This is a genomic window from Paraburkholderia sp. A1RI-2L, assembly GCF_048957375.1.
Classification (GTDB): domain Bacteria; phylum Pseudomonadota; class Gammaproteobacteria; order Burkholderiales; family Burkholderiaceae; genus Paraburkholderia.
Window position 1 is genome coordinate 1235841 of record NZ_JARBTA010000002.1, and the last position, 23638, is coordinate 1259478.

The 23638-nt window shown below is 65.5% G+C and carries 23 protein-coding genes and 1 riboswitch; of the genes, 13 read left to right on the forward strand and 10 right to left on the reverse strand.

The window, feature by feature from the left end:
• Nucleotides 1-15: 15 nt before the first annotated feature.
• The 4 genes from cobJ to cobG are packed head-to-tail and all read right to left on the reverse strand — an operon-like array spanning nt 16 to nt 4463.
• The gene (gene cobJ, locus PWP93_RS20450) at nt 16-1740 is read right to left on the reverse strand and encodes a precorrin-3B C(17)-methyltransferase (RefSeq protein ID WP_421045717.1); all 1725 of its coding nucleotides are present in this window, start codon (nt 1738-1740) and stop codon (nt 16-18) included.
• Nucleotides 1728-2462 (reverse strand): precorrin-2 C(20)-methyltransferase, encoded by a 735-nt coding sequence (locus tag PWP93_RS20455; RefSeq protein WP_421045718.1) that lies wholly within the window; start codon nt 2460-2462, stop codon nt 1728-1730. Before PWP93_RS20455 ends, cobJ begins: the two co-directional genes overlap by 13 nt.
• Nucleotides 2459-3085 carry a precorrin-8X methylmutase gene (locus PWP93_RS20460; RefSeq protein ID WP_421045719.1) on the reverse strand — a complete coding sequence of 209 codons (627 nt, stop codon included), beginning with the start codon at nt 3083-3085 and terminating at the stop codon, nt 2459-2461. The genes PWP93_RS20455 and PWP93_RS20460 overlap by 4 nt, the downstream gene beginning before the upstream one ends.
• Nucleotides 3078-4463: a precorrin-3B synthase gene (gene cobG / locus PWP93_RS20465; RefSeq protein WP_421045720.1), complete on the reverse strand. Its 1386-nt coding sequence runs from the start codon at nt 4461-4463 to the stop codon at nt 3078-3080. The genes PWP93_RS20460 and cobG overlap by 8 nt, the downstream gene beginning before the upstream one ends.
• 133 nt (nt 4464-4596) lie before the next feature.
• Nucleotides 4597-4775, reverse strand: a riboswitch (cobalamin riboswitch).
• A 74-nt stretch (nt 4776-4849) separates the two neighbouring features.
• On the opposite strand from cobG, the gene cbiE reads away from it, so the two are divergent.
• The 6 genes from cbiE (at nt 4850) to PWP93_RS20495 (ending at nt 12470) form a co-directional block, all read left to right on the forward strand.
• Nucleotides 4850-6109 (forward strand): precorrin-6y C5,15-methyltransferase (decarboxylating) subunit CbiE, encoded by a 1260-nt coding sequence (gene cbiE / locus PWP93_RS20470; protein WP_421046140.1) that lies wholly within the window; start codon nt 4850-4852, stop codon nt 6107-6109.
• A 2-nt stretch (nt 6110-6111) separates the two neighbouring features.
• On the forward strand, nt 6112-7215 hold the full coding sequence (locus PWP93_RS20475; protein ID WP_421046141.1) for a cobalt-precorrin-5B (C(1))-methyltransferase: 1104 nt from the start codon (nt 6112-6114) through the stop codon (nt 7213-7215).
• Nucleotides 7212-7970 (forward strand): cobalt-precorrin-6A reductase, encoded by a 759-nt coding sequence (locus PWP93_RS20480; RefSeq protein WP_421045721.1) that lies wholly within the window; start codon nt 7212-7214, stop codon nt 7968-7970. Before PWP93_RS20475 ends, PWP93_RS20480 begins: the two co-directional genes overlap by 4 nt.
• Before the next feature lie 11 nt (nt 7971-7981).
• The gene (cobM, locus tag PWP93_RS20485; RefSeq protein ID WP_421045722.1) at nt 7982-8707 is read left to right on the forward strand and encodes a precorrin-4 C(11)-methyltransferase; all 726 of its coding nucleotides are present in this window, start codon (nt 7982-7984) and stop codon (nt 8705-8707) included.
• A gap of 450 nt (nt 8708-9157) precedes the next feature.
• A complete protein-coding gene (locus tag PWP93_RS20490) occupies nt 9158-11473 on the forward strand; it encodes an FAD-dependent oxidoreductase (RefSeq protein WP_421045723.1) in 2316 nt (771 codons plus the stop codon).
• 34 nt (nt 11474-11507) lie between these two features.
• Nucleotides 11508-12470 (forward strand): acetyltransferase, encoded by a 963-nt coding sequence (locus PWP93_RS20495; protein ID WP_421045724.1) that lies wholly within the window; start codon nt 11508-11510, stop codon nt 12468-12470.
• A 154-nt stretch (nt 12471-12624) separates the two neighbouring features.
• Here PWP93_RS20495 and PWP93_RS20500 read toward each other — a convergent pair whose 3' ends face one another.
• Both PWP93_RS20500 and PWP93_RS20505 read right to left on the reverse strand, forming a co-directional pair.
• Entirely contained in the window at nt 12625-13221 is a 597-nt protein-coding gene (locus PWP93_RS20500) for a hypothetical protein (protein ID WP_421045725.1), read from the reverse strand.
• A gap of 52 nt (nt 13222-13273) precedes the next feature.
• Nucleotides 13274-13768, reverse strand: coding sequence for a BCAM0308 family protein (locus tag PWP93_RS20505; protein WP_421026699.1), 495 nt, complete (start codon nt 13766-13768; stop codon nt 13274-13276).
• Between the two features lie 195 nt (nt 13769-13963).
• On the opposite strand from PWP93_RS20505, the gene PWP93_RS20510 reads away from it, so the two are divergent.
• On the forward strand, nt 13964-14206 hold the full coding sequence (locus PWP93_RS20510) for a hypothetical protein (protein WP_421045726.1): 243 nt from the start codon (nt 13964-13966) through the stop codon (nt 14204-14206).
• Between the two features lie 263 nt (nt 14207-14469).
• Here PWP93_RS20510 and PWP93_RS20515 read toward each other — a convergent pair whose 3' ends face one another.
• Nucleotides 14470-15096: a lipocalin family protein gene (locus PWP93_RS20515; RefSeq protein ID WP_421045727.1), complete on the reverse strand. Its 627-nt coding sequence runs from the start codon at nt 15094-15096 to the stop codon at nt 14470-14472.
• On the opposite strand from PWP93_RS20515, the gene PWP93_RS20520 reads away from it, so the two are divergent.
• On the forward strand, nt 15088-15291 hold the full coding sequence (locus PWP93_RS20520) for a hypothetical protein (protein WP_421045728.1): 204 nt from the start codon (nt 15088-15090) through the stop codon (nt 15289-15291). The genes PWP93_RS20515 and PWP93_RS20520 overlap by 9 nt on opposite strands.
• A 19-nt stretch (nt 15292-15310) precedes the next feature.
• Here PWP93_RS20520 and PWP93_RS20525 read toward each other — a convergent pair whose 3' ends face one another.
• Nucleotides 15311-16276, reverse strand: a complete 966-nt coding sequence (locus tag PWP93_RS20525; RefSeq protein WP_421045729.1) for a ribose-phosphate diphosphokinase — start codon at nt 16274-16276, stop codon at nt 15311-15313.
• Between the two features lie 254 nt (nt 16277-16530).
• On the opposite strand from PWP93_RS20525, the gene PWP93_RS20530 reads away from it, so the two are divergent.
• The 5 genes from PWP93_RS20530 to dctA all read left to right on the forward strand — a co-directional run bounded on the left by PWP93_RS20530 (nt 16531) and on the right by dctA (nt 21411).
• The gene (locus tag PWP93_RS20530) at nt 16531-17652 is read left to right on the forward strand and encodes a hypothetical protein (RefSeq protein WP_421045730.1); all 1122 of its coding nucleotides are present in this window, start codon (nt 16531-16533) and stop codon (nt 17650-17652) included.
• 259 nt (nt 17653-17911) lie between these two features.
• Nucleotides 17912-18259: a hypothetical protein gene (locus tag PWP93_RS20535; protein ID WP_421045731.1), complete on the forward strand. Its 348-nt coding sequence runs from the start codon at nt 17912-17914 to the stop codon at nt 18257-18259.
• 151 nt (nt 18260-18410) lie between these two features.
• Nucleotides 18411-18860, forward strand: a complete 450-nt coding sequence (locus PWP93_RS20540; RefSeq protein ID WP_421045732.1) for a CBS domain-containing protein — start codon at nt 18411-18413, stop codon at nt 18858-18860.
• 280 nt (nt 18861-19140) lie between these two features.
• Complete coding sequence (locus PWP93_RS20545; protein ID WP_421026706.1) at nt 19141-20091, forward strand: LysR family transcriptional regulator; 951 nt, start codon at nt 19141-19143, stop codon at nt 20089-20091.
• A 9-nt stretch (nt 20092-20100) separates the two neighbouring features.
• Nucleotides 20101-21411, forward strand: coding sequence for a C4-dicarboxylate transporter DctA (gene dctA / locus PWP93_RS20550; RefSeq protein WP_421046142.1), 1311 nt, complete (start codon nt 20101-20103; stop codon nt 21409-21411).
• A gap of 40 nt (nt 21412-21451) precedes the next feature.
• Here dctA and PWP93_RS20555 read toward each other — a convergent pair whose 3' ends face one another.
• Nucleotides 21452-22234, reverse strand: coding sequence for a substrate-binding domain-containing protein (locus PWP93_RS20555; RefSeq protein WP_421045733.1), 783 nt, complete (start codon nt 22232-22234; stop codon nt 21452-21454).
• 57 nt (nt 22235-22291) lie between these two features.
• Nucleotides 22292-23590 carry an MFS transporter gene (locus PWP93_RS20560; protein WP_421045734.1) on the reverse strand — a complete coding sequence of 433 codons (1299 nt, stop codon included), beginning with the start codon at nt 23588-23590 and terminating at the stop codon, nt 22292-22294.
• Between the last annotated feature and the right edge of the window lie 48 nt (nt 23591-23638).

Sequence of the window (23638 nt, forward strand, 5' to 3'; positions counted from 1 at the left end):
TGCGCCAGTGAATCCTCACGCTTCATACCATCGCGGCGTGTAAATCCATTCCCCGTTTGCTCCGCCCGCAACGCCGCGTGTCGTGGACGAACCGACGATGACCATCGTCCGCATGTCCACCTGTGCGGATTGCAGCGCGCCAAGCGTCGTCGTGGTCAGCGCTTCGCCGGGACGGCCAATGTCCCGGCCGAGCACGACGCGGGTGGCGGGCGAGCGTTGTTCCCGCACGATCTCGAGGGCCCGGTCGAGCTGCCACGGTCTGGCTCGCGATATCGGGTTGTAGAGCGCCATCACGAGATCCGCTTCGGCCGCGTGGCGCAGGCGGCTTTCGATGATGCTCCACGGCTTCAAATTGTCGGACAGCGACAGCACGCAAAAGTCGTGTCCAAGCGGCGCGCCTGCCTTTGCCGCCGTGGCCATCGCGGCGGAGATGCCCGGCACGATGCGCAGATCGACGGTTTTCCAGCGCGCATCGCTGCTCGTGTCGAGTGCTTCGAAGACGGCTGCGGCCATCGCGAACACGCCCGGGTCCCCCGACGACACCACGACAACCTGCCGGCCTTCGCAGGCCAGTTCGAACGCGTGGCGGGCGCGCAGCAGTTCTTCGCGGTTGTCGGTGCAGTGCAGGTGTTGCGCGTCGCGAAACGGGCCGGCCATCTTCACGTAGGTTTCATAGCCGAGGATGTCGGTCGCAGCATCCAGCGCCGCGCGCGCGTCGGGGGCCATGAGCCCTGCGCTGCCGGGCCCAAGCCCGACGACGCTCAGACGCCCCCGGCGACGACCGATCTGCGAAGGAGTGACAGGCATTGGCGCGACTGCGAGCGTCACGCCGCTGGCATGAGCACGGATCTCGTATCGCGGGCTCGTCGAGTCCGCCAGCATTTGTGCAACGTTCGGACCGCCATCGGCGAATCGCAGAGGAATGCAGAGCGATGATGCTGCCGCTTCCAGCGACGGGTCTCCCATCCGTGAAGCAGGCGCCAGCAGGACCGCGAGCGCATCCGGCGCAAGCCCGTGCGCCGACATGGCTGCGGCAATGGCTGCCGCGCTGCCCGCTTCCGCGTCTGCGGCCGCTTCCGTTTCCGGCACGCAAGCCGCCACGCTGCGCGGATGGATGACGAGTTCGCCGCGCCTGCTTTCTGTCGCGCGTGGCGTGACCCGGATGGTGAGCGGGGCGCGCTCGTCCTTGGGAATCGGCGCGTCGTCCAGCCACGGCGCAACCCCCTCGATACGCACGCATTCGCCAGCAAGCAGATCGGACACGAAATGCTTGCCCTGATCGAGATCGGCGAGCACATAGCCATCCGGCGGATTGAGCAGACAGGTGCCGAATCGCAATTCGCCGCTCGTCGTGATGGCAGGTGCGACGTCCAGCGCCTGCGCGATCTTGCGGGCCAGCGTGTTGACACCCGCCAGTCCGCCGAGCAGGGGTACGACCGCACTGCCGTCCTCGGCCACGGCCAGCACGGGCGGCTCGGTGCCCTTGTTGTCGAGCATCGGCGCGAGGCAGCGGATGACGATGCCGGCCGCACAGAGCGCGATGATCGGCACGCCTTGTGCGTAGAGCGTCTGTAGATGTGCGCCGAGTTGGGGGAAGGCGACATCGGCTTCGCCTTCGACTCGCGCCAGCAGCCCGTGGATCGATGCGCCGGGGCACGCCTCCTTGATGCGTCGTGCCACAGGCAATGCGCTGTGCCCGAGCACGACGAGCACGGGCGGCGTGGTGTTCATCCCTGCCATTTCTGCCCCGGCACAACGAGTAGCGAGAAGTACGGCGAAGCCATCGGGTCGACAAGTGCCAGCGGCACGATACGCTGGTTCGGCATCGTGGCGCGTTCGACGTACAGCGCGCGGTTCGCGAGCCCCAGCTCATCGAGCACGCCGCGGACTTTGGCGAAGTTGCGGCCGAGCTTCATGATCACGGCGGCGTCGGTTTGCGCGAGCTTGCTGCGCAGTTCGTCCTCGGACATGACGCCTGAGAGGATGGCGAGGCTCTGGTTGCGATAGACGAGCGGCGTGCCGAGCACCGCGGTTCCGCCCAGCATCGAGCAGACGCCCGGCACGACTTCGACGCGAAACTGGCCGGCCAGCCGGTCGTGCAGGTACATATAAGAGCCGTAGAAGAACGGATCGCCTTCGCATACGACGGCTACGTCGCGGCCCGCATCCAGGTGCTCGCCGATCACGGCTGCCGCCGTATCGTAGAAGTCGGCGATGATCGTCTCGTACGACAACGGCGGCTCGAGTGCCTCGGTTGTGACCGGGTAGACGAGCGGCAGCCGGATTTGCACGCCGTCGAGGTGCGATTCGACGATGCTGAACGCGTTGCCTTTCTTGCCCTTGGCCACGAAGTAGGCGACGACCGGCGCCGCCTTGAGCAGACGGAGTGCCTTGAGCGTCAGCAGTTCCGGATCGCCGGGCCCGACGCCGATGCCAAAGAGTTGCCCACGGTGATTCATCATTCGATTTCCGATGCCAGTGCGTTGACGGCGGCGGCGGCCATGGCGCTGCCGCCGCGCCGGCCTTCGACGATCACGTAAGGGACGCCGCGGCTGTCGGCGGCGAGCGCGGCCTTCGATTCCGCCGCACCGACGAATCCCACCGGAAAGCCGAGGATCAGTGCAGGGCGCGGTGCGCCGGCGTCGAGCATGTCGAGCAGGTGGAACAGCGCGGTGGGTGCGTTGCCGATTGCGACGACGCTGCCTTCGAGCTTTGAGCTCCAGAGCTCGAGCGCCGCCGCCGAGCGCGTGTTGCCGATCGTGCGCGCGAGTTCCGGCACGGCCGGGTCGCCGAGCGTGCACAACACCTCATTGGAAGCGGGCAGACGCGCGCGCGTGACGCCTTGCGCAACCATGCGTGCATCGCAGAGGATCGGCGCGCCGCCGGCAAGCGCGTCGCGGCCGGCTGCGCCCGCGCCATCGGAGAAACGCAATGCATCGACGATATCGACCATCCCGCACGCGTGAATCACGCGAACGGCGAGTTTTTCGAGGTCGGGCGGGATGCGGGACAGGTCGGCTTCGGCGCGTATCGTGGCGAACGACTGGCGGTAGATGGCTTGTCCGTCGCGAACGTAGTCAGTCATCAAGTGTGCTCCGGGCGGCAGCGCCTAGCAGTCGGGCTGCCGCTTCGATGGTCAGATTTGTGCCGATGCGCACGCCAAAGCGTCCGGCGGCATCGGACGTGGCCAGGGGCACGCAGGCCGGCGACGGCTCCTGGCGATAGAGGTCGTAACGACCCGGTTCGACGGCCAGCAGCGTGTACGGCGCACAGTGCGCCGCCGCACACGAACGCGGGCAGCCGCTCAGATGGGCTGCGACGCCATCGGGTAGCCGTTGCGCGAGATCGAGCGCGTCGCGCTTGGTATCGGCGAGCCCTTTCGCGCAGCCTGTCGAGCCGGCGCATGCGATGAGCCGCGCGAGCGGCGCCCGAGCATCGAGCAGGAATCCGGGCGACGCGAGGCGCTGTTTGGCATCCTCGATCGCCGGGGCTGGCACATCGGGTATCAGCACGCTTTGCCATGGCGTCAACCTGAACGTGCCGTTGCCGTGGTCCTGGGCAAGCCGCGAGAGTGCGCGCAGACCCTGCGTATCGATACGGCCCAGCGGCGGCTGGCCGCCGACATGCGACAGGCGGGCATCGCGTTGCCGCCAGGCGCCGAATCGGCGGCCAGGATCGGCGGGGGCGCGACGCCATGCGCAAACCGTGGAATCGCATCGCAGTTCGATGGCGGCGCGGGCGGCGGCGCGTGTCACGATATCTGCGCCAGACAGTCGGCGGAGAAGGTCGCGCATGCGGTTCTCGTCGGGCGCGGCGACGTCGAGAAACGTGTGCAGCAGCGCCATGATCATGGTGGGGAGATCGCGCGCGCGAACCGCGGCCAGTGCGGGGTTTGCCGCACTGTCTTGCCACGCAGGCGGCTGCCCCGCAAGACCGATGGCGAACCACGGGTCGTCATCGGCTTTCGCTTCCATTGCAGCGAACCAGAGATCATGGGGATGATCGAGCGCGGCGAGACGCTCGCCGCCGTCGAGCAGCACGCAAAATTTGGGGGACAGCGCAGCAAGACGTGGCTCGCTTTGCAGCAGGAGAAGGATCTCCCGGGCGAGCGGTTGCGTGTCGCACAAGGCGTATTCGTCGATGCCGGCGCTTGGGCTCAGCAGCAGATTGCGCACGTCGTCGGCTGCCGTTGCCTGCGATGCGGCCTGCAATGGGGGCAAGGTCAGCGCGGACGGAACATGCGGCCCGAGGCCCGCATCGCGCAGTCGCCGGCTAAGTTCGGCTTCGTGACCCGATTTCACGCCGCGCAATTGCAGATTGGCGCGATTCGTCAGCTCGACGATTCCCGATGCATGCGCCCCGGCTGCATCGGCGATGGCGAGCGCCTGCGCCGCGTGCAGCACGCCGCCGGGCAGCTTGACGCGACACAGCCCGCCGTCGCGCGCAGCGACGATGCGCGACAACGCAGGGCAGGCCGATGGCCGTAACGAAGGCTGTGAAACGTGGCTCAAGGTTCAACGAAGTTGGCGTCGTACGACTGCCACGTTGTCTCGACAGGGAGAGAACGCGCACCGGTACACCCCGCCCGGTGATGGCTTGCACGATCGATGGGCCGGCAGGTCTCCTGGCTCGCAGGTCGTTGTCCACACCGGCCTTCCCGGTTCTCCAGTGGCACCCTGGGGGTGTGGACTCGCTGCTTACAGTTGCGGGGGCAGCCACAGCTTCAACTGTGTTCCCTTGAAGCCCCGAAGGGCACCGGCAAAGCGGGTATTATGCCTTTTTTCAGGAAGGCCTCGAAGCGTACAGGCGGTTGGCCAGTCACGGGTAGCGGATGACGAACGGGAGTGTGATGGGTTGCTGGCTGACGATTGTGGGTATCGGCGAGGACGGTTTCGCGGGGTTGGGGCGTGCGGCCCGGCGAGCGTTGCTGGATGCTGGCGTTGTCATCGGCGGTGAACGGCATCTGGCCATGCTGCCCGCGCGGATTCGCGCGCGTCGGCAGGCGTGGCCGAAACCGTTCGATATCGGCAGCATCGAGTCGCATCGCGGTACGCCGGTCTGCGTGCTGGCAAGCGGCGATCCGATGATGTTCGGCGTGGGGGCCACGCTCGCGCGTGTGGTCCCGCCTGATCAGATGCGCGTGATTTCCGGCCCGTCTTCGTTATCGCTCGCGGCGGCGCGCCTTGGCTGGCCGTTGCAGGATGTCGAGACGGTGTCTCTTGTGAACCGGCCCATCGCTGTGCTGAACGCGCATTTGCGTGAGGGCGCACGCGTGCTGGTGCTGAGCCGGGACGGCGCAACGCCGTCTGCGATCGCCGGACTGCTGAACGAACGCGGATTCGGCGCGACCGAGATGGCGGTCTTCGAAAATCTCGGTGGACCGCGTGAGAAGCGCCTGCATCTGCGCGCCGACGCCTGGCAGGACACGTCGATCGGTGCGCTGAACATCGTGGCGCTGACCTGTCACGCTTGCCATACGCCAGGGGGGCACGTTGGGCACGGGGGCCGGTCGTTGCCGCTGACGCATGGCCTGCCGGACGATGCTTTCCGGCACGACGGCCAGTTGACCAAGCGCGATGTGCGCGCGATCACGCTTGCGCGGCTTGCTCCGCTTCCCGGTGCGTTGCTGTGGGATGTTGGGGCAGGGTGCGGCTCGATCGGCATCGAATGGATGCGCGCGCATCCGGCGTGCCGTGCCGTCGCGATCGAGTCGGATGCGCGCAGGCAGGCTTTCATTTCGCACAACCGCGACGCGCTCGGTGTGCCGGATCTGCAACTGGTGGCGGGCCGGGCGCCCGATGCGCTGGCAGGACTGCCTGCTCCAGATGCGGTGTTCATCGGCGGTGGCGTGACCGTGCCGGGAGTGATCGATGCGTGCTGGGCGGCGCTGCGCGATGGCGGCCGGCTGGTGGCCAATGCGGTCACGTTCCAGGGCGAGGCGGTGCTGATCGACTGGCGTAACCGCCATGGCGGCACCCTGACGCGCATTGCGTTGAGCGAGGCCCAGCCGCTCGGCGGTTTCGATACGTGGCGTGCCACCTTGCCGATTACGTTGCTGGACGTGACGAAATCCGCCACGACCCGGGCCGGGGCGGAGGCACAGCCGTGACGATGCGCGACGAAACGACGGAAGCGCCGCGTCCGCTGCGCAGCGGCTATACGACGGGCAGTTGCGCGACGGCTACGTCGCTGGCGGCTGCGCGTCTGTTGCTGGGCGGCCTTTGCACCGATGTCGCCCGAATCGTCCTGCCGAAAGGCCAGCATGTGCCGATGCCGCTCGCGTTCTGCCGCTTCATCAATGGGCGCGATGCGGCGGATGGGGCGGAAGCCGGAACGGTCAAGGATGCCGGCGACGATCCCGATGTCACGCATGGCGCGGTCGTGTTCGCCCGAGTGCAATTGAGCACGGAGCCGGGGGTGCGGTTTCATGCCGGCCCCGGCGTGGGCACCGTCACGCGCGCCGGTTTGACCTTGCCGGTCGGTGAGCCGGCCATCAATCCGGTGCCGCGCCGGATGATGTGCGAGCACCTTGCAGAACTCGCGGCGGAGTATGGATACGCGGGCGGCTTCGAGGTCACGATTGGCGTCGAGGGCGGTGAGGCGCTGGCGCTCAAGACGATGAATCCGCGGCTCGGCATCATCGGCGGGTTGTCGATCCTCGGTACGACCGGCATCGTGCGGCCGTTTTCGTGCTCGGCCTATATCGCGTCGATCCATCAGGGCATCGACGTTGCAAGGGCCAATGGCTACCAGCATATTGCCGCCTGCACCGGCAACGCGAGCGAGGACGCCATGCGCGCGCACTATGGCCTGCCCGACATCGCGCTGATCGAGATGGGGGATTTCGTCGGTGCCGTGCTCAAGCACCTGCGCCGCGCGCCGGTCGAGAAGCTGAGCCTGTGCGGCGGTTTCGGCAAGCTGAGCAAGCTGGCGGCGGGTCATCTCGACCTGCATAGCCGCAGCTCGAGCATCGACTTGCCGCTGCTCGCGCAATGGGCGGCGGAATCGGGCGCCGATGAGACCTTGCAGAACGACATCCGCGCGGCCAACACGAGCCAGCAGGCACTTGTGATGGCAACCCGGCGCGGCATTGCGCTCGGCGATGTCGTGTGCCGGCATGCTCTGCGCGTCGCACAGGGGGTCGTGCCGCCCGACGTTAGCGTCGAAGTGTTTGCTATCGACCGCGTGGGGAATTTCGTCGGAGTCGCGCAATGACCCGGGTTCTGCTGCTGGGCGGCACCGGTGATGCGCTGAAGATCGCACGGCGCCTCGGGCCAGGCGACGTCTACAGCCTGGCCGGATTAGGCCGGGTGCCGCAGGATCTCGCGTGCGAGGTTCGCGTCGGCGGCTTTGGCGGAGTCGAAGGGCTGGCCCGGTATGTCGACGATCAGCGTATCGGCCTGATCGTCGATGCCACGCATCCGTACGCGGCGCGTATCAGCGCGAATGGGGCGAGTGCGGGCCGGCTTGCGGGTGTGCCGTGCTGGGCACTGCGTCGTCCGGCCTGGCAGCCGCAATCCGGCGATGACTGGCGTTTCGTGAACGGATGGGGCGAGCTGTGCAGAGCGCTTGCCGGATTTTCGCGCCCGCTGTTCACGCTGGGACGGGAGCCGCTGTTGCATCTCGACGAGATCCCCGCGCATCAACACTGGACGATTCGCTGCCTCGACGATCACCCTGGTAACGCTCGGGCGCGGGTGATCGGCGTGCGCGGTCCGTTCACGCATGAGGGCGAGCGGGCGCTGTTCGATGCCAGCGGATTCGATGTCGTGGTCAGCAAAAACAGCGGCGGTGCAGCGACCGAGGCGAAACTGGAGGTGGCACGCGAGCGCGGACTGCCGGTCGTGATGCTGGCGCGCCCGCTTTTGCCCGAGGTCGATCGCGCGTTCGACACGATCGAAGTCCTGCTTGCCGAAATAGAGACGTTGCGGACCGTCGCAACTGTCCGTACCATCCGCCCCGGCTTATGACGGAGTGAGGCATGACGGTTTACTTTATCGGCGCAGGACCCGGCGATCCTGAACTTGTCACGGTCAAGGGCCAGCGCCTGATCCGTAGCTGTCCGGTGATCCTCTATGCGGGCTCGCTGGTTCCGGACGCGGTGCTGGACGGCCATCGAGCCGGGCTGGTCGTAAACACCGCCGATCTCGATCTCGATGCGATCGTTCAGTTGCTCGCCGACGCGCACGCGAAAGGGCAAGACGTCGCGCGCGTGCATTCCGGCGACCCATCGCTTTATGGCGCTATCGGCGAGCAGATGCGCCGTATCCGGGCGCTGGGCATCCCGTATGAGATCGTTCCGGGGGTCACTGCAACGGCGGCCTGCGCGGCGACGCTTGGCTGCGAACTGACGCTGCCGGGCGTATCGCAGACGCTGATTCTGACCCGCTACGCGACGAAGACCGCGATGCCCGAGGGCGAGGGTCTGGCCGATCTGGCCCGGCATGGGTCGACCATGGCGATCCATCTGGGTGTCCGGCACATCGCGAAGATTGTCACGGAATTGCTGCCGCACTATGGCAGTGATTGCCCGATTGCAGTTGTTTACCGCGCGAGTTGGCCGGACGAGGAACGGGTGACGGGAACCCTGGCCGATATCGTCGGCAAGGTGCAGCAGACCGACATCGCGCGTACTGCCCTGATTCTGGTCGGGCGTGTGCTGGCCGCCGAAGGATTTGCCGATTCATCGTTGTACGCGCCGGGCTGATCGTTACGCGGTCGTTCCTTCTTTTAATGCTGGCGACCCGGAGTATGTGACCATCCAGGCCGTCAATGCCCTCCATGCCCTCCATGCGGTCGACGTGTATTTCCTTGTCTATTCGAACGGGTCTGCCCCGTTCGCGCTTGACCTGAATCAAGGACACGGCGAAGGCGCAATTCAGTATGGATTTGCGCCGCAGCGGCGCGCAGCACGAGCATCCGCTTCGACGTTGAAGAGGCACTCGCCGGCGCCGTCCGCGCATTCCAGATGACGCAGCGTGTCAGCAACGGGTCGATCCGATCACGGCGGACGTTCAGGAGGTGCAGAAACAAGGTCCCGTCGTCTGGCAGGTCGCCTCGATCTTCTCCCTGTCGACGCCTTCGTGCTGGCGATCAAGGATGCACATGCCGCGCGCGAACAGGCGGCGGTCAGTTGAACCGTTCGTAGGAGCAAGGTATGCGCGAGCAGCGTTTCGATTACGTGCTGGTAGGCGGCGGCATTGCGAGCGTGACCGCTGCGCGCTCGCTGCGCCACGAAGAGCCGGGCGCGAGCATCGCGATCCTGTGCGCGGAGCCTGTTCTACCGTACCGGCGGCCGCCGCTCACGAAAGGTTTCCTCACAGGAAAGGTCGGCGCCGCGCGCGTCACGATCCACCCGGCAGACTTCTACGAGAAGCAGAACATCGCGCTGCTGCTGCACACCCGGGCTGCGGCGCTCGATTGTGCCGCGCACCGCGTGCAGCTCGAAGACGGCAGCGCGGTGGGCTACGGCAAGCTGCTGATCGCCACGGGCGCCCGCCCGCACATGCTGAGCGTTCCCGGCGCCGCGCTTGCGGGCGTCCACTGCCTGCACGATATCGGCGACGCCGTTGCGTTGCGAACCGATACGGCGGCCGCGCGCCGGGCGCTCGTGATCGGCGCGGGCTTCGTGGGTGTCGAGGCCGCCGCGGCGTTGCGCGAGCTGGGTCTCGAAGTGACGCTTGTCGAGCGCGGTGAGCAGGTGCTGCCGCAGTTGCATTCCGCCTTGCTCTCGGCGCATTTCAGGACGCTCTGCGCGGAGCACGGCGTCGAGGTGCTGACCGGGCTCACGGTCGAGCGTTTCACGGGGCATGGCACGCTGACGGGCGCGGTGCTCAGCGATGGCCGCTCGCTCGCATGCGAACTCGCCGTCGTCGCGACGGGCGTGGAGCCGAACTGCGCATGGCTTGCGGGCAGCGGCATCGGGCTGGCCGATGGCGTGCTCGTCGACGAGTGTCTGCAAACGTCAGACCCGGACATCTACGCCGCAGGCGATGCCGCGAACTTCCATGACCCTGTGCTGGGCGCGCGCCGCCGCGTCGAGCACTGGGACAACGCCGTGCGCCAGGGACGCCTCGCCGCCCGCAACATGCGCGGCGCGCGCATGCCGTACCGCGACGTCTCGATCTTTTATGGCGATGTCTTCGACGCGCCCTACAACTTTCTGGGCGATCCGTCCGATGCGCTGGAGGTTGTCGAGCGCGGCGAGTTTGCGCAGCCGCCTTACTCGCTGCTGTTCATGAGGCACAACGTGCTGCGGGCGATGTTCTCATTCGGCGTGCCAGCCGATGAAACGGTCGCCGCGGAAGAGATGATCCGGCACCGGCGCAATCTCGCGAGCGGCAGTGCCGCGCTCGCGCAACCGGGCTCGCGCCTCGGCGCACTGCCTTCGCAGACCGTGCTCATCCTGCAGGGCGGCGGCGCGCTCGGCGCATTCGAGAGCGGAGCGATCGAGGCGCTGGAGTCGCACGGCGTTTGCCCCGACATCGTTTCGGCCGTGTCGATCGGCGCGTTCAACGGCGCGATTGTCGCGAGCCATCCCGGCCAGGCGGTCGCGGCGCTCAACGCCTTCTGGCGCGACCTTTCGATCGAGGGGCTCTCCGCGCCGCGGACCTGTGCGCAACTGCGGCAGACAGAGCTGGCCTGGCATCTCGCGCTCTTCGGCGTGCCGAACTTCATGCGCCCGCGCTGGTGGATGGGTGCACCGGGAACCGGCAGCTTTGCGCCGTGGTGGACGAGCTACTACGATACCGAACCCATGCTCGCGCTCCTGCGCCGCTACGTCGACTTCGACGCGCTGGCGGCAAGTCCCACGCGCCTGCTGCTCGGTGCCGTGGATGTCGCTAGCGGCGAGCGGCGCATTTTCGACAGCTACGTCGACCGGCTGACACCCGAGCATCTGCTCGCGAGCGGCAGCCTGCCGCCTGCGATGCCATGGACGACGGTGGAGGGCCGCGCGTACTGGGATGGCGGCGTTGTCAGCAACTCGCCGCTCGATCTCGTGATCGAGCGCTGCGGGCAAGTCGCGGGACGCGTATTCGTCGTCGATCTGTTTTCCGGGGCGCGGCCGTTGCCGTCGAATCTCTTCGAGGTGATGCTGCGCCGCGACGAGATCGTCTATGCGGACCGCGTGCGCAACGATCTGCGCTTCGAGGAGAACGCCAACGACTTCCGCGATCTTGTCGAGCGCATCACCGGCCAGCTCGACGCAGCGGCCGCCGCGCGCGTGCGGCAGTCGCCCGAGTACATCCGGTTGATGGGCAACCACGTGCCGGTGCAGATCCACCGTATTGCGCTCGATGGCACGTCCATGGACGGCGTGTCGTTTGCGCGCGACTTCGATTTTTCCTCGGAGTCGATCGCGTCGCTGCAGGCGCTTGGCCGGGCAGCGGCGCTGGCGGTGCTCGACCTGGACGAAGTGAGATTGCGCGCGGGTCTTGCGGCCTCGGACTACGAAGACGAGGTGTGCAAATAGCGCACGCCGGCACGCACAGGCATGGGGGAGCGCGATGCAATATTTCGACGTGTGCAACGGCGACGCGGACGGCCTGTTCGCGCTGCATCAACTGCGCCTCGCGACGCCGCGCAACGCGGTGCTGATCACGGGGCCGAAGCGGGACAACGCACTGCTTGCGCGGGTCATCGCGAGCCCCGGCGACCATGTGACCGCCCTCGACCTCTCGTTCGACGTCAACCGCGCCGCCGTACTCGCGCTGCTCGCGCGCGGCGTCACGATTGACTATATCGACCATCACGTCGCGACCGGATTGCCGCGGCACCCGCTGCTGCATGCGGATATCGATACGGCGCCCGATGTCTGCACGAGCATGCTCGTGGACCGGCGGCTGGGAGGGCGCTATCGCGCATGGGCGGTCGCGGCGGCGTTCGGCGACAATCTGCCGGACGCGGCTCACCGGCTCGCACGGCTCGCGGGCATCGATTCCGGCGACGAGGCGAGCCTGCGCGAACTCGGTGAGAACGTGAACTATGCGGGCTATGGAGACTCGACGGACGATCTGCTGATTGATCCTGCGGCGCTCTACGCGCTGCTCGAGCCATATGCGGACCCGCTCGATTTCGTCGGGGCTTGTCCGCTTCTCGCGACGCTCGGGCGAGTGCGGCGCGAGGACCTCGAACTCGCATGCGAGCAGCGCCCGGCGGCGACATCGGCGAGTACCGAGGTCTATATGCTGCCGGACGAGCGCTGGGCGCGCCGTGTGCGCGGCGCCTTCGCGAACCGGCTCTCACGGGAGGCGCCCGAACGCGCGCATGCGGTGCTCACGCCCACTGCCGGGGGCTTCTGGACCGCGAGCATACGCGCACCGCTCGCGGCGCCATTTGGTGCGGACCGTTTTTGCCGTCTTTTCGGCGGAGCGGGGCGGGCCGGCGCCGCAGGCATCGGCCATCTGCCACGCGCGGCGTTCGATGCGTTCGTTGCCGCATTTCGTCAGGCATACGAAATGTCCGCATGAGTCGAGCTAACTCGGGCCTCGCTCAATCGTCTGGCATGAGCGTGAAGCTCGAAAAGACAGCGGCTCCGAGCACGACGAAAAGCGCCAAGCCTGCCATCGAAAGCGGGTGATGCGCAGATGCACGCCGATCGAGAGCACCCGATATCTCCGCTCCTCACTCGAACTCGGGGAGATATTGCTCGTTTGCACGCCCGGTGCGGTCCGGAGGCGCAATGCCTTCGACCGCCTGCGCAACCCGCCCCGTATCATCTTTGACCTGCTCGATGTCGCGCTCGATGTCCCACACTGGCGCCGTAGTCCCCGCGTCAGCCACATCCGCACGTACTGGCGATCGCGTAATTGCGCGGTCATTCTTGCGATGACGCACGCGTGGCCGGTTGGCCAAGGCGGGTTCCAGGCCGAACCACGCGACCTCGGAGCGCAGGCGAGCGGCATAGGCATGCCAGCCGCGCAGATTCAATGCGAACAGACGGTCGCGCACCGATGCGGCGAATGCGTCGTGGTCGAGCCTTTCATCAAGCAACGCCTGCGGCCAGCCACAGAACGCCTGCTGCGTGCGTACAACGAATTCCTCCACGCTCATGGAAGCGGAAACCTGCCCGAGCAGGATTTCATTTTCCAGTATCGGATGCAGCGAGATCAGTTCCCCTACGGTCTCCGCTATCGGACGCATTTCGAGAATGCGGGCCAGCAGTTGCAGCGTGCGCCCAAGGTGAAGCAGCAGGGCGCGTCGTTCGAAGGCATCTTCCATATCGGTACCTCGATTTCCATCTGATGCAGGCAGGATGCCTGCGTTACGTCGTCTAGCGCCGCCAGTAGGCTCGGAGCAAGTTTTCATCCTTGCTGTATTTCTGCTCCAGCGTTCCGTGGAACGCCGCCCTGAGCGCCGAAGCCAGGTTGCGGGCGAGGTGAATGCCCGTCGTGGTAACGACGGTTTTGCCGGAATCATCCTCGATGCTGATGATCCGCTCCAGCGCGTGTTCGGCTCGCGCTTGCTCCTCGTGATGGCGCAGAAGATGAATCAGTTCTTCGCGATGCTGCTTCGCAAAGTCGCCTTCGATGTAGAGGTAACCTGCTGGCTCATTGTCGGCAATGCGATGGCAGGCAGGGCAAACGACCTCGACCGCGCCGGGCATGCGCGTCACCCATTGCCAGCGGCCCTCGTGATATACCGCGCCGCATGTCGGACATACAGAAGGCTCGTGCAGCTTGTGTTGCAGCCTGTATGCGTCATGACCCAGATCCGGGAACACGTTTTCGTGACTCCCGGCCTTGAATGGCTGAGCTTTCGATTTCATGTGCGCTGACCTCCGAAGTTTGTGTCTGAAACGACACTACGCCGGCGAGGGCGGCCTCAATTGATGTGCGTCAACGCTGCGGGACGCCGCGAGGAAAGAATGGAGCGGCGGATAGAGGGACGGCTCGGCATTGGCGCAGTCCTTACATCGGTGAATGATCGAGGAAGCGATTCCGGTGGTGTCATGGAGATGAACATGATCAAGAACGTTGGTACTGCTGAAAACATTCGCGTGGAGATTCTTCGCAGAGTCCAGGAAAACGCCGATCTAGGCGAGACCTGCCGGGATTGCGACATCACGGTTCCGCGCAAGGTCGATCCAGCGGAGAACGGCGGTTGCAATTGGGTCATCGATGAGCTTCGAGGGGGGGCGCAGGAGTGCGTTGCGCCTCTGAAAGCCGTGATTGCCGAAATGATGCGCGAATATGACCTGGCCTGAGATCGCGAACGCGCGACGCTCCTGCGACCTTGCCGCTCCGAAGTAGGGCGCAGTAACGCCAGTGGCGAGGCCGCAGGAGAAAACAAACCCGGCGCAGGGGCACGACCCGCTCCGGTCACGCCTCTTGCCGTTACTCGCCGATGACTTGCGAAGTCGGCCGAATGCGGCGTGCTTCCCGCGCTTGACGAACTTCGCACCCATGCCGCCCGGGGCGCTCGTCGCGCAAACGGTTCGCGCATGCAGAGATGCAGTGAAACGTTGCCTCAGCGGGGCGCCATGAAACCCGGCTGGCCGATCTGTTCGGGGTGCTGCGGAACTCGCCGCAGCCTGTCGGTGCGGATACCCATTGCCGCGAGCCGGCGCACCAGGTCAGCGTACACATCTTCATCCATGTCCGGTGTGCGGGACAAGATCCAGATGGGGCTGCCATTCTCCTCGCAGCGCACGGTGTAGCGGTAATCGGGGTCCACGTAGACCGTGAGGACCACCATGTCGAACGGCCACAAGATCGTCACCCGCCACTTTCCGCCGCCGCTGCCAGGCACCACGCTCGCGACCAGCGTGCCTCCCGTCACCGGCTGATCGAAGCCGTGGCGTCTTCCGAAGTAGTTGTCGTTGATCCTGCCGTCCTTGCGTAGTTCCCAGTCCGCGTAGCTGCCAACGTATTCACGTTCGCCCAGGTACGGCACGGTGGCGATCGTGTACCAACGGCCCATGTAGCGCGTCAGGTCCACCGGCACGGACTGTAATGCGGGCGGTGGCGTTTCCCTCGGGACTGCATCCGCGGTATTGCCCGATGTGCGGGTGGCGCAAGCCGCGAGGAGAAAAATGACTGCAGCCGCGACCGCCTGAAGCGCAGAAACGTGGCGCCTGAAGACAGAATGGATCACGGCGCGCCGTGCTGGCTGACCTATGTCGATCATCATTTCGAGCAGACTTATTTGAGCGCGTGGGTTCGGGGCCAAAAAACGATCTTCGATGATATGGATATATGCGAGGCCGAGCGCATCGAACCGCTCGGCGCCATGGCGGCAGGTTCTCATCGGAGCGCGATGAAAAACTGGCGCACGCCGTTGCGCGAGTGAAGCGCGCGACCCAGCGCTGCTACAAGGCGTCCGCATGCATGCGCGCGATCGCCTCCGCAAATAGCGGCGCGCTGTCGAGCACGGTGAGGCGATCGAGCAGCGGTCCGTCCGGCACCCGCCACGGCGCCACGCTGTCGGTCACGACGATGCTCGCCAGGGCGCCGCCGCCGAGTTTCACGCAGGCGTCCTCAAGGAAAAGACCGTGCGTGGCGGCAGCGTGCACCTCGGTGGCGCCGAGTGCGCGACAGTGCCCCGCGACTTGCGCGAGGGTCGTTCCTGTGCCGATCAGGTCATCGACGATGATTGCGCAGCGCCCCTCCAGATCGCCGACGATCGGCTTGCCCGTGACGATGCCACCCGCGCGCAGCTTTCCGGCGAATGCCGCTTCAACCGGATGGCCGATCAGCTTCGCGAGCCGACTGCGAAAATCTTCCGAGCGCCGCACGCCGCCGGCGTCGGGCGAAACAACCACGAGCGCCGTATCGCGCAGATGAGTCGCAAACCACTGCGCGAGCAATTCGTTCGCTTCGAGATGCTCGGTGGTCACACGAAACGCGTTCTGGTAAGCCGCTACGTTGTGGACGTCGAGCGTGGCGAAGCGCGCCGTGCCGACCGCCTCGAACAGTTGGGCCACGTACCGCGTGGTTATCGGGTCGCGTGCCTGTGAGCGCCGGTCCTTGCGCGCATAGCAGAGGTAGGGCGCGACGACACTCACGCGCGCGGCCGAGGCGTCCGCCAGCGCTCCCACGAAGAAGAGCAGTTCGCACAGCTTGTCGTTGACGGAGTGGCCCGGTTCGGCGTACAGCGAATGGATCACATAGACGTCGCGACCTCGCACGCTTTCGAGCGGGCGCATCTTGTGCTCGCCGTCCTCGAAGGGGCGCCATTCGTGTTCGCCCAGCGCGATGCCGAGCGCAGAGGCCACGCGCTGCGCGAACGCATGGGAAGTCGGCGGGGAAAAGAGCATCGGCGCGATGTTCATCATGAGGGCTCCTGGTGCGCAGGCGTCATGGCTGGCCCCGGGCCGCTTGCCTGCGCCGAACTTTCATCGTGGGTGAATCAGTGGTGCCGCGCTTGATGCAAGTCAACCGAGACGACACGGCACACGCTGTAGACGCCCACTGATCTGAATCAAGCCGCCAGGACGCGGTGCGCCCGACAGTGATCGTCAGCCCGCCGTCGGCGAGCCGTGGCCGGCGGAACGCGGCGCGGCAGCTATCCGGCGGGAGGAGCCTGCTCATGCCTGTTGCTCATACCGCAGCGAAAACGCCCGTGCGCAGGCGCTTTCGCTGCCGGCGAATATCGCACCCGCGCCGCATGTCGCGGCTTACGGCCTGCGAGAGGGTCGAGCGTCTGCGCTCGCCAGGTATCTGGCCGGACAAGACGCGCAGCGTGCGCGTAATCGAGACGCACCTGTCATGGGTTTTTCTCACCTCGCGCTTCGCCTGGAAAATGAAGAAACCCGTTCGGCATGCCGGTTCGGATCTGCGCGCACTCGGCGCGCGAGAGCGCGATTGCCGCAGAGAGTTCGCGCTCAATCGCCGGCTCGCGCCCAGGGTGTATCTGGCGGTGGTGCCGCTCACGCTCGACCGGGCGGGCGCGCTCGCGGTGAATGGCAGCGGCCGCGTGGTCGACTGGCTCGTGCAGATGCGCCGTCTGCCGGCGTCGCGCATGCTCGATTGCGCGCTGGCCGCGCATACGCTGGGCCCGGAAGATTGGCACGCTGTAGCGGCCACGCTTGCCGCGTTCTATGACGCGCGGCCCCGGCTGGCAATCGACGCCGCGCAGTATCGGCGCAACCTCGGCGACCTGATCGATGCTAACGAACGCGATCTGTGCGACCCGGCGCTGCAGCAGGATGCCCGCGCGGTCGCGGCGCTTTGCGACAGCCAGCGCGACGCGCTGGCGCAATTGCAGCCGTGCCTCGAACGGCGCGTGCGCGACGGACGCATCGTGGAGGGCCACGGCGATTTGCGGCCCGAACATGTGTGCCTCGTAAAACCCATACAAATCATCGATTGTCTGACGCAATCAAAGGTCCTCCGCACGGTCGATTGCGTGGACGAAATCGCCTTTCTGGCGCTGGAATGCGAGCGGGTCGGTGCAGGACAGGCAGGCCGCATTCTCTTGCGCGAGTGGCGTCGGGCAAGCGGCGATCGCCCGGAGGCAGCCCTCGTGCATTTCTATCAAAGCCTTCGTGCTGCTGTGCGCGCGCGGCTTGCGGCGCTGCATCTGCGCGAGAAGGCATATCGCGGCTCGCCGCGCTGGATCGAGCGCACGCACTGCTATCTGCTGCTGGCCCGGTTGCACCTGAAACGCTGCAGGCGGTCGCTGACCGCGCGAGCCGGAACGCTCGTCTAAATGCAACCGGGCGCGGATGCTGGGGGCGCTTGATCGATGTCAATTCGACAGGTTGCAGACGGATGAGGATTTGATCTGTTCCATCTCGTTTTGTGGACCTCCTGGGAGACTTCAGATGGACAGAGCTGATCGCCCGCATCGGCGCCGCTGGCCAAGGCGGTGTATTCAAGTCGCGTGCATATGTCTGATTCTTGCAGTCGGCACGACCTGGCTCGGCGCGATTTACGACTTCCCGGTGGATGCCGGCGTTGTGTCGGGCATGAACGCACCCGAATGCGCACCTGTACGCGCACTGCCCGCTGGCTCGCGTCTCGACGTGGCGCTGCCCGACAGCGACCACTGCTTCGCTTTTTTCATGTACCGCACCTCGTATCCGAATGCGGCTGACGATGTGGCGTCGTACCAGACCTGGGTCCTGCAACAGCGCGTGGGCGAGTTCTGGCAACTGTTCGGATACGTCCTCGTGCTGTGGTTCGTCGTGCTATGCATCGTTGCGATTGGCGCCTTGGCGATAAAAGGGCTCGTTCGGTGCCTGCGCCATACGTCGTCGGCCAGTGCCGAAGCCTCTTCACACGAGCGGGGCGGCCGCACGCACGGCTGTCCGTGAGCACGCGTCACCTTCACACGCCATCGCAGCGCGCAGGGTCCGCTGGATCTATTGACGTGTATCAAGCCGGGCGAGCCCGCCAAACCTAACCTCATTCAACGAAGGGGCCGATGCAACGCGTCAAGCCCGCCCCACGAACAGGAGGACAATCATGCATATCGGAAGAATCAGCACCCAGCCCGTCGAAACCTGCACGGGCGATTGCAGCGCACTAACTTTGGCCGAGCGCATGCGCCACGCGCACGTGGGCGACATCGTGGTGGTTGAATATCGCAATGGCGAGGCGGTGCCGGTTGGGCTGGTGACAGACCGCGACCTCGTGGTCGCAGTGATGGCCAGCGGCGAGGATGCCGACCGGTTCACTGCAGGCCAGATCATGTCGCGCGGCTTGATTGTGGTGTCGGAGACAGACGAGATCAGCGTGGCGCTCGACGAAATGCGCCGTTCGGGTGTGCGCCGCCTGCCGGTCGTCGACGATTCGGGACGCCTGACCGGCATCGTCGCACTCGACGATGTCGTGGAATACCTCGCCTCATTGCTCAGCGGCATCGCCGAAGTCAGCAAACTGCAAAGAGTCGAAGAGCAACGTTTTCGCTCGTAACCGATCACGGTGCACCAACACGTTTTTCGACGATGCGCACCGGCTGCGGCAATGATTCGAAAGCAAAACAGGGGCGTTGCCGCTGCCGACTCATAGATTCCGCTTGCTTCGCCGCCGTAAGCAAGCACGCCGGTCAGCACGAGACCGCCAGCCATGGAGTTGTAGACACGAAGCCTGGAGCGCCTTAGGCCGGGTGCGCCCGCAAACGCGCACGATCCCCAATGGGCGCTGCGAGCGGCATCGTGCAAAATATCCGTATCCAGAACGCGGAGAATGGCCGGTGGGCGTCAATTTCGACTTGAATGACTTGCAGGCGTTTAGAGCCGTGGTTGAGCTCGGAAGCTTCCGCAAGGCCGCCGAGGCGGTGAGCATCTCGCAGCCGGCCCTGAGCCGCCGGATCGACAAGCTCGAGGAAGCGCTCGGCGTGCGCCTGTTCGAGCGCACCACGCGCAGCGTCACCCTCACCACGGTCGGCCGTGTGTTCGCGCGGAGCGCCGAACAGCTGCTCGATGATCTGGATGTCGCGTTGCTCGGCATCCGCGATGTTTCTTCGAGCCGACTGGGGCACGTCACCGTCGCCTGCGTGCCTTCGGTGGCCTACTACTTCCTGCCGGGCGCTATCGCGAGCTATCATCGCCGCTTTCCGCGCATCCGGGTCAAGTTGCTGGACGTGAGCGCCAACGAGGTGCTGTCCGCCGTCATCAGTGGAGAGGCTGATTTCGGGGTGAGCTTTGTGGGCAGCCAGGAGTCCGAGATCGAGTTCAAAGTGCTGCTGCAGGAGCGCTTCGTGGCCGCCTGCCGTCGCGATCACCCGCTCGCCAGCAAGAAGCGCGTGACCTGGAACGAGCTTTACGAGCATGAGTATGTCTCGGTGGACAAGACTTCCGGCAACCGGCTATTGCTCGATCAGGCGCTCTCGGCCGTGGCGCCGCGCTTGCCGAGTGTCTGCGAGACGCGCCATGTCACCACCATGCTGGGTTTGGTCGAAGCGGGCCTCGGCGTCGCGGCGGTGCCGTCGATGGCCATGCCCGGGCACAACCACCCCATCCTCACGAGCGTGCCGCTCGTCGAACCCGTGGTAAAGCGGCGCGTTGGAATCGTAAGACGCAGAGGACGCCCGCTTACGCCGGCCGCGCAGGAGTTTCACAGAACGATTGTCGAAATGAAGCGCGGCGGCGTCGCAAGCGCCGACACCTCCGACAAAGGCGTCGCTGAGAAAGTCGACAGGTAGGGACGCCGCATTGTGATACCGAGACCGCTTCATTCGCTGTATGTGCAGGTCCTGCTGGGCATGGTGCTGGGCATGGCAACCGGTCATTTCTGGCCGCAAGCAGGCACGCTGCTCAAGCCCTTGAGCGACGGCTTCGTTGGCCTCGTGAAGATGATGATTGCGCCGATCGTCTTTTGCACCATCGTCTCAGGGATCACTTCGCTTGCCAGTGGGAAGGCGATCGGGCGCACGATCCTGCGGGCGTTGGCGCTCTTTTATTTGCTGACTGCCGTGGCGCTTGCGCTGGGACTTGGCACCGCCTTCGTGCTGCGGCCGGGCGAGGGCATGCACATCGACGCGCGCCATCTGGATGCCACCGTCCTCGCGCAATATGCGACGCACGCGCATCCACACGGCCTGGTCGCTTTCGCGCTGAGCATCATCCCCGAGACCTTGGCCGGCGCGTTCGACAAGGGCGACGTGCTGCCGGTGCTGCTGATCTCGCTGCTCTTCGGCTTCGCGCTCAACGCGTATCCAGGCGCGGGCAGGCCGGTGCTCGCGCTCATCGACGGTGTTGCCCAGATCCTCTTTCGCATTCTCGCGATGATCATGCGTCTTGCGCCGCTCGGCGCATTCGGCGCGATGGCGTTCACGGTGGGTCGCTTCGGCCTGCGCTCGGTTGGCTCGCTTGGCATGTTGATGGTGTCCCTGTACGTGGCATGCCTGTTGTTCGTTGCGCTGGTGCTGGCCGCGCTTGCGCGGCTGCACGGCTTCGCGCTTTGGCGGCTCTTGCGCTACTTGCGCGAAGAGTTGCTCATCGTTCTGGCGACTTCGTCGACGGAGCCGGTGCTGCCGCGCCTGATCGCGAAGCTGGAGGCGCTCGGCTGCGACAAGGGCGTAGTGGGGCTCGTGCTGCCTGCGGGCTATTCGTTCAATCTCGACGGCACCGCGATCTATCTGACGCTCGCCTCGATGTTCATTGCTCAGGCGTGCGACGTGCCGCTCTCCGCGTCGCAGATCGCGACAATGCTCGCGGTCATGCTGCTCACGTCGAAGGGCGCGGCTGGGGTGTCAGGTAGCGGATTGGTGGCGCTGGTCGCCACGCTGACGGTGATTCCCGATCTGCCCGTCGCTGGCGTGGCGCTATTGGTTGGCATCGACCGCTTCATGTCCGAGGCGCGCGCCTTGACGAGCGTGATCAGCAACGCTTGCGCAGTGATCCTGGTGTCGATGTGGGAAAACGCTTGCGATCGTACGCTCCTCGCCCGGATGCTCGGGCGAGAAGAGCCGGGCGGCGCGGACAATGTGGAGGACCGGCTGGAAAACACGCCCGGGAAATGAGGGCATCTTTAACTGGCGCGGACCTCTCGCAGGGCTTGCGTCAATGAGCCGGGACGGAATCGAGCCCGGTCGATTTCACTTCTGCCTGTACGTCAGGGGAAGCGAGATAGTCGAGTAGGGCTTTAGCTTCCTTCGGATGCTGGGCGTTGACGGGAATGCCGGCGGCGAAGCGGGTGACGGACTGCAGAGAATCGGGGATTTTCCCGACGAAGCTCGCCCCCTTGACGGGCAACAACTCGCTCACCTGCTGGAAGCCGATCTCGTAGTCGCCGTTCGCGACCACCGAGGCCACCGGAATGCGCGGGACCATCTTCGCCTTCGACTTGACCTGATCCTCGATGCCCAGTTTCTTGAACAACTCCCGCTCGATATAGACACCGCTCGCGCTGTCCGAGTAGGCGATCGACTTCGCATGCAGCAGGGTCTGCCGCAGGCCGTCGGCCGAGCTGATATCGGGTTTCGTCGCGCCTTCACGCACCACCATGCCGATGCGCGAATCGGCCAGTTCGACCCGCGAGCCGGGGATGACCTTGCCTTCCTTGATCAGTTCGTCGAGTGCATAACCCACCATGATGACGGCGTCCGCAGGTTCGCCGCGCGCGAGCCGGTTGGGGATCGCTTCAGGCGATTTGCCCATCGACGGGCCCAGCGCGGTGTCGAGCGTATTGCCCGTGTCGGATGCGAACTTCGGGCCGAGGAGCTTGTATGCCGCGGTAAAGCCGCCAGAGCTCATGACGTGCAGTTCAGCGGCCTGCACGTGTGCACCAGCGGCCGAGACTGCGACGAGCGCGGTGGCGCACAGTTTCAGAAGCAGATTCTTCATGATTGATTGGAGTCGTTCAGATAACAGGTGGTCGGTGTCTGTGCAACGAGATGCGCGTCAATGCGCCGGGGTCAACGTTGCGGCGCGCCGGCGATAGAGCGCGAACGTCGCGAAAAGCGCGCAGGCTGCGGCGAAGCTCATCCAGTAGCCGGGTGCGGCCTTATCGTGGGTCATGTGAATGAGCGCCGTCGAAATCGCTGGCGTGAAGCCGCCGAAAGCCGCCGTTGCGAGGCTATAGGCGAGCGAGAAACCCGCAACGCGTACTTGCGCCGGCATCACTTCGGTGAGCGCCACGATCATCGCGCCGTTATAGATGCCGTACATGAACGAAAGCCAAAGCAGGACGAGCAGCATATTCAGGAAGCTCGGCGCATGAGCGAGCATCGACAGCGCGGGGTAAGCGGTTGCAATGGTGAGCACCGTCATGGCGACGAGGAGCGGCCTGCGGCCGATCTTGTCGGAGAGTGCGCCGCCGATGGGGAGCCACACGAAGTTCGATATGGCGACGCACAGCGTCACGAGCAAACTATCGGCGGTGCTCAGGTGCAGGACCGTCTTGCCGAAAGTCGGCGCGTAGACCGTGATGAGATAGAAGCTCGCGGTGGTCATCGCCACCAGCATCATGCCGGCGACCACGACCGCCCAGTTCTGGACCAGCGTGCGGAACACTTCGTTCATCGTAGGGCGATGCTGGCGTGCCTTGAACTCCTGCGTTTCCTCCAGGTTGCGGCGCAGCATGAAAATGAACGGCACGATCATGCAGCCGACCAGGAAGGGAACTCGCCATCCCCAGGCCGCGATAGCAGTGGCGTTCAGCGACTGGTTGAGCGCGAAGCCCAGTGCCGCCGCCACGACGATGGCGACCTGCTGGCTGGCGGACTGCCAGCTCGTGAAGAAGCCCTTGCGGCCCGGTGTGGCCATCTCGGCGAGATAGACCGACACGCCACCCAATTCAGCACCTGCTGAAAATCCCTGCAGCAACCGGCCAACGAGCACCAGCGCGGGCGCCAGCAGGCCGATGGTCGCGTAGCCCGGCACGAACGCGATCAGGATCGTGCCGCTCGCCATGATGGAAAGCGTGACGATCAGGCCCTTGCGACGGCCGACATCGTCGATGTACGCGCCGAGCACGATCGCGCCCAGCGGGCGCATCAGAAAACCGGCGCCGAAGACCGCGAACGTCATCATCAGCGAGGCAAATTCGCTCGTCGCGGGAAAGAATACGCTGGCGATTTGCGTCGCGTAGAAGCCGAACAGAAAGAAGTCGAACTGCTCGAGGAAATTCCCGGCTGTCACGCGGAATACCGCAGCGGCCTTTGAGCGGCCCGACGAAAGGGTAGAGGGCGAAGGATGCATCAACGTGTCTCCTGAAATCGCGGAATAGGCGTGGTCCGCGCTTGTATT

What these genes read in the sequence shown, in the direction of transcription:
- cobJ (WP_421045717.1), bottom strand. Translation starts at nt 1,740, where the DNA reads ATGGCAGGGATGAACACCACGCCGCCCGTGCTCGTCGTGCTCGGGCAC.
- PWP93_RS20455 (WP_421045718.1), bottom strand. Translation starts at nt 2,462, where the DNA reads ATGATGAATCACCGTGGGCAACTCTTTGGCATCGGCGTCGGGCCCGGC.
- PWP93_RS20460 (WP_421045719.1), bottom strand. Translation starts at nt 3,085, where the DNA reads ATGACTGACTACGTTCGCGACGGACAAGCCATCTACCGCCAGTCGTTC.
- cbiE (WP_421046140.1), top strand. Translation starts at nt 4,850, where the DNA reads ATGGGTTGCTGGCTGACGATTGTGGGTATCGGCGAGGACGGTTTCGCG.
- PWP93_RS20475 (WP_421046141.1), top strand. Translation starts at nt 6,112, where the DNA reads ATGCGCGACGAAACGACGGAAGCGCCGCGTCCGCTGCGCAGCGGCTAT.
- PWP93_RS20480 (WP_421045721.1), top strand. Translation starts at nt 7,212, where the DNA reads ATGACCCGGGTTCTGCTGCTGGGCGGCACCGGTGATGCGCTGAAGATC.
- cobM (WP_421045722.1), top strand. Translation starts at nt 7,982, where the DNA reads ATGACGGTTTACTTTATCGGCGCAGGACCCGGCGATCCTGAACTTGTC.
- PWP93_RS20490 (WP_421045723.1), top strand. Translation starts at nt 9,158, where the DNA reads ATGCGCGAGCAGCGTTTCGATTACGTGCTGGTAGGCGGCGGCATTGCG.
- PWP93_RS20495 (WP_421045724.1), top strand. Translation starts at nt 11,508, where the DNA reads ATGCAATATTTCGACGTGTGCAACGGCGACGCGGACGGCCTGTTCGCG.
- PWP93_RS20500 (WP_421045725.1), bottom strand. Translation starts at nt 13,221, where the DNA reads ATGGAAGATGCCTTCGAACGACGCGCCCTGCTGCTTCACCTTGGGCGC.
- PWP93_RS20505 (WP_421026699.1), bottom strand. Translation starts at nt 13,768, where the DNA reads ATGAAATCGAAAGCTCAGCCATTCAAGGCCGGGAGTCACGAAAACGTG.
- PWP93_RS20510 (WP_421045726.1), top strand. Translation starts at nt 13,964, where the DNA reads ATGATCAAGAACGTTGGTACTGCTGAAAACATTCGCGTGGAGATTCTT.
- PWP93_RS20520 (WP_421045728.1), top strand. Translation starts at nt 15,088, where the DNA reads ATGGATCACGGCGCGCCGTGCTGGCTGACCTATGTCGATCATCATTTC.
- PWP93_RS20525 (WP_421045729.1), bottom strand. Translation starts at nt 16,276, where the DNA reads ATGATGAACATCGCGCCGATGCTCTTTTCCCCGCCGACTTCCCATGCG.
- PWP93_RS20530 (WP_421045730.1), top strand. Translation starts at nt 16,531, where the DNA reads ATGCCTGTTGCTCATACCGCAGCGAAAACGCCCGTGCGCAGGCGCTTT.
- PWP93_RS20535 (WP_421045731.1), top strand. Translation starts at nt 17,912, where the DNA reads ATGAACGCACCCGAATGCGCACCTGTACGCGCACTGCCCGCTGGCTCG.
- PWP93_RS20540 (WP_421045732.1), top strand. Translation starts at nt 18,411, where the DNA reads ATGCATATCGGAAGAATCAGCACCCAGCCCGTCGAAACCTGCACGGGC.
- PWP93_RS20555 (WP_421045733.1), bottom strand. Translation starts at nt 22,234, where the DNA reads ATGAAGAATCTGCTTCTGAAACTGTGCGCCACCGCGCTCGTCGCAGTC.
- PWP93_RS20560 (WP_421045734.1), bottom strand. Translation starts at nt 23,590, where the DNA reads ATGCATCCTTCGCCCTCTACCCTTTCGTCGGGCCGCTCAAAGGCCGCT.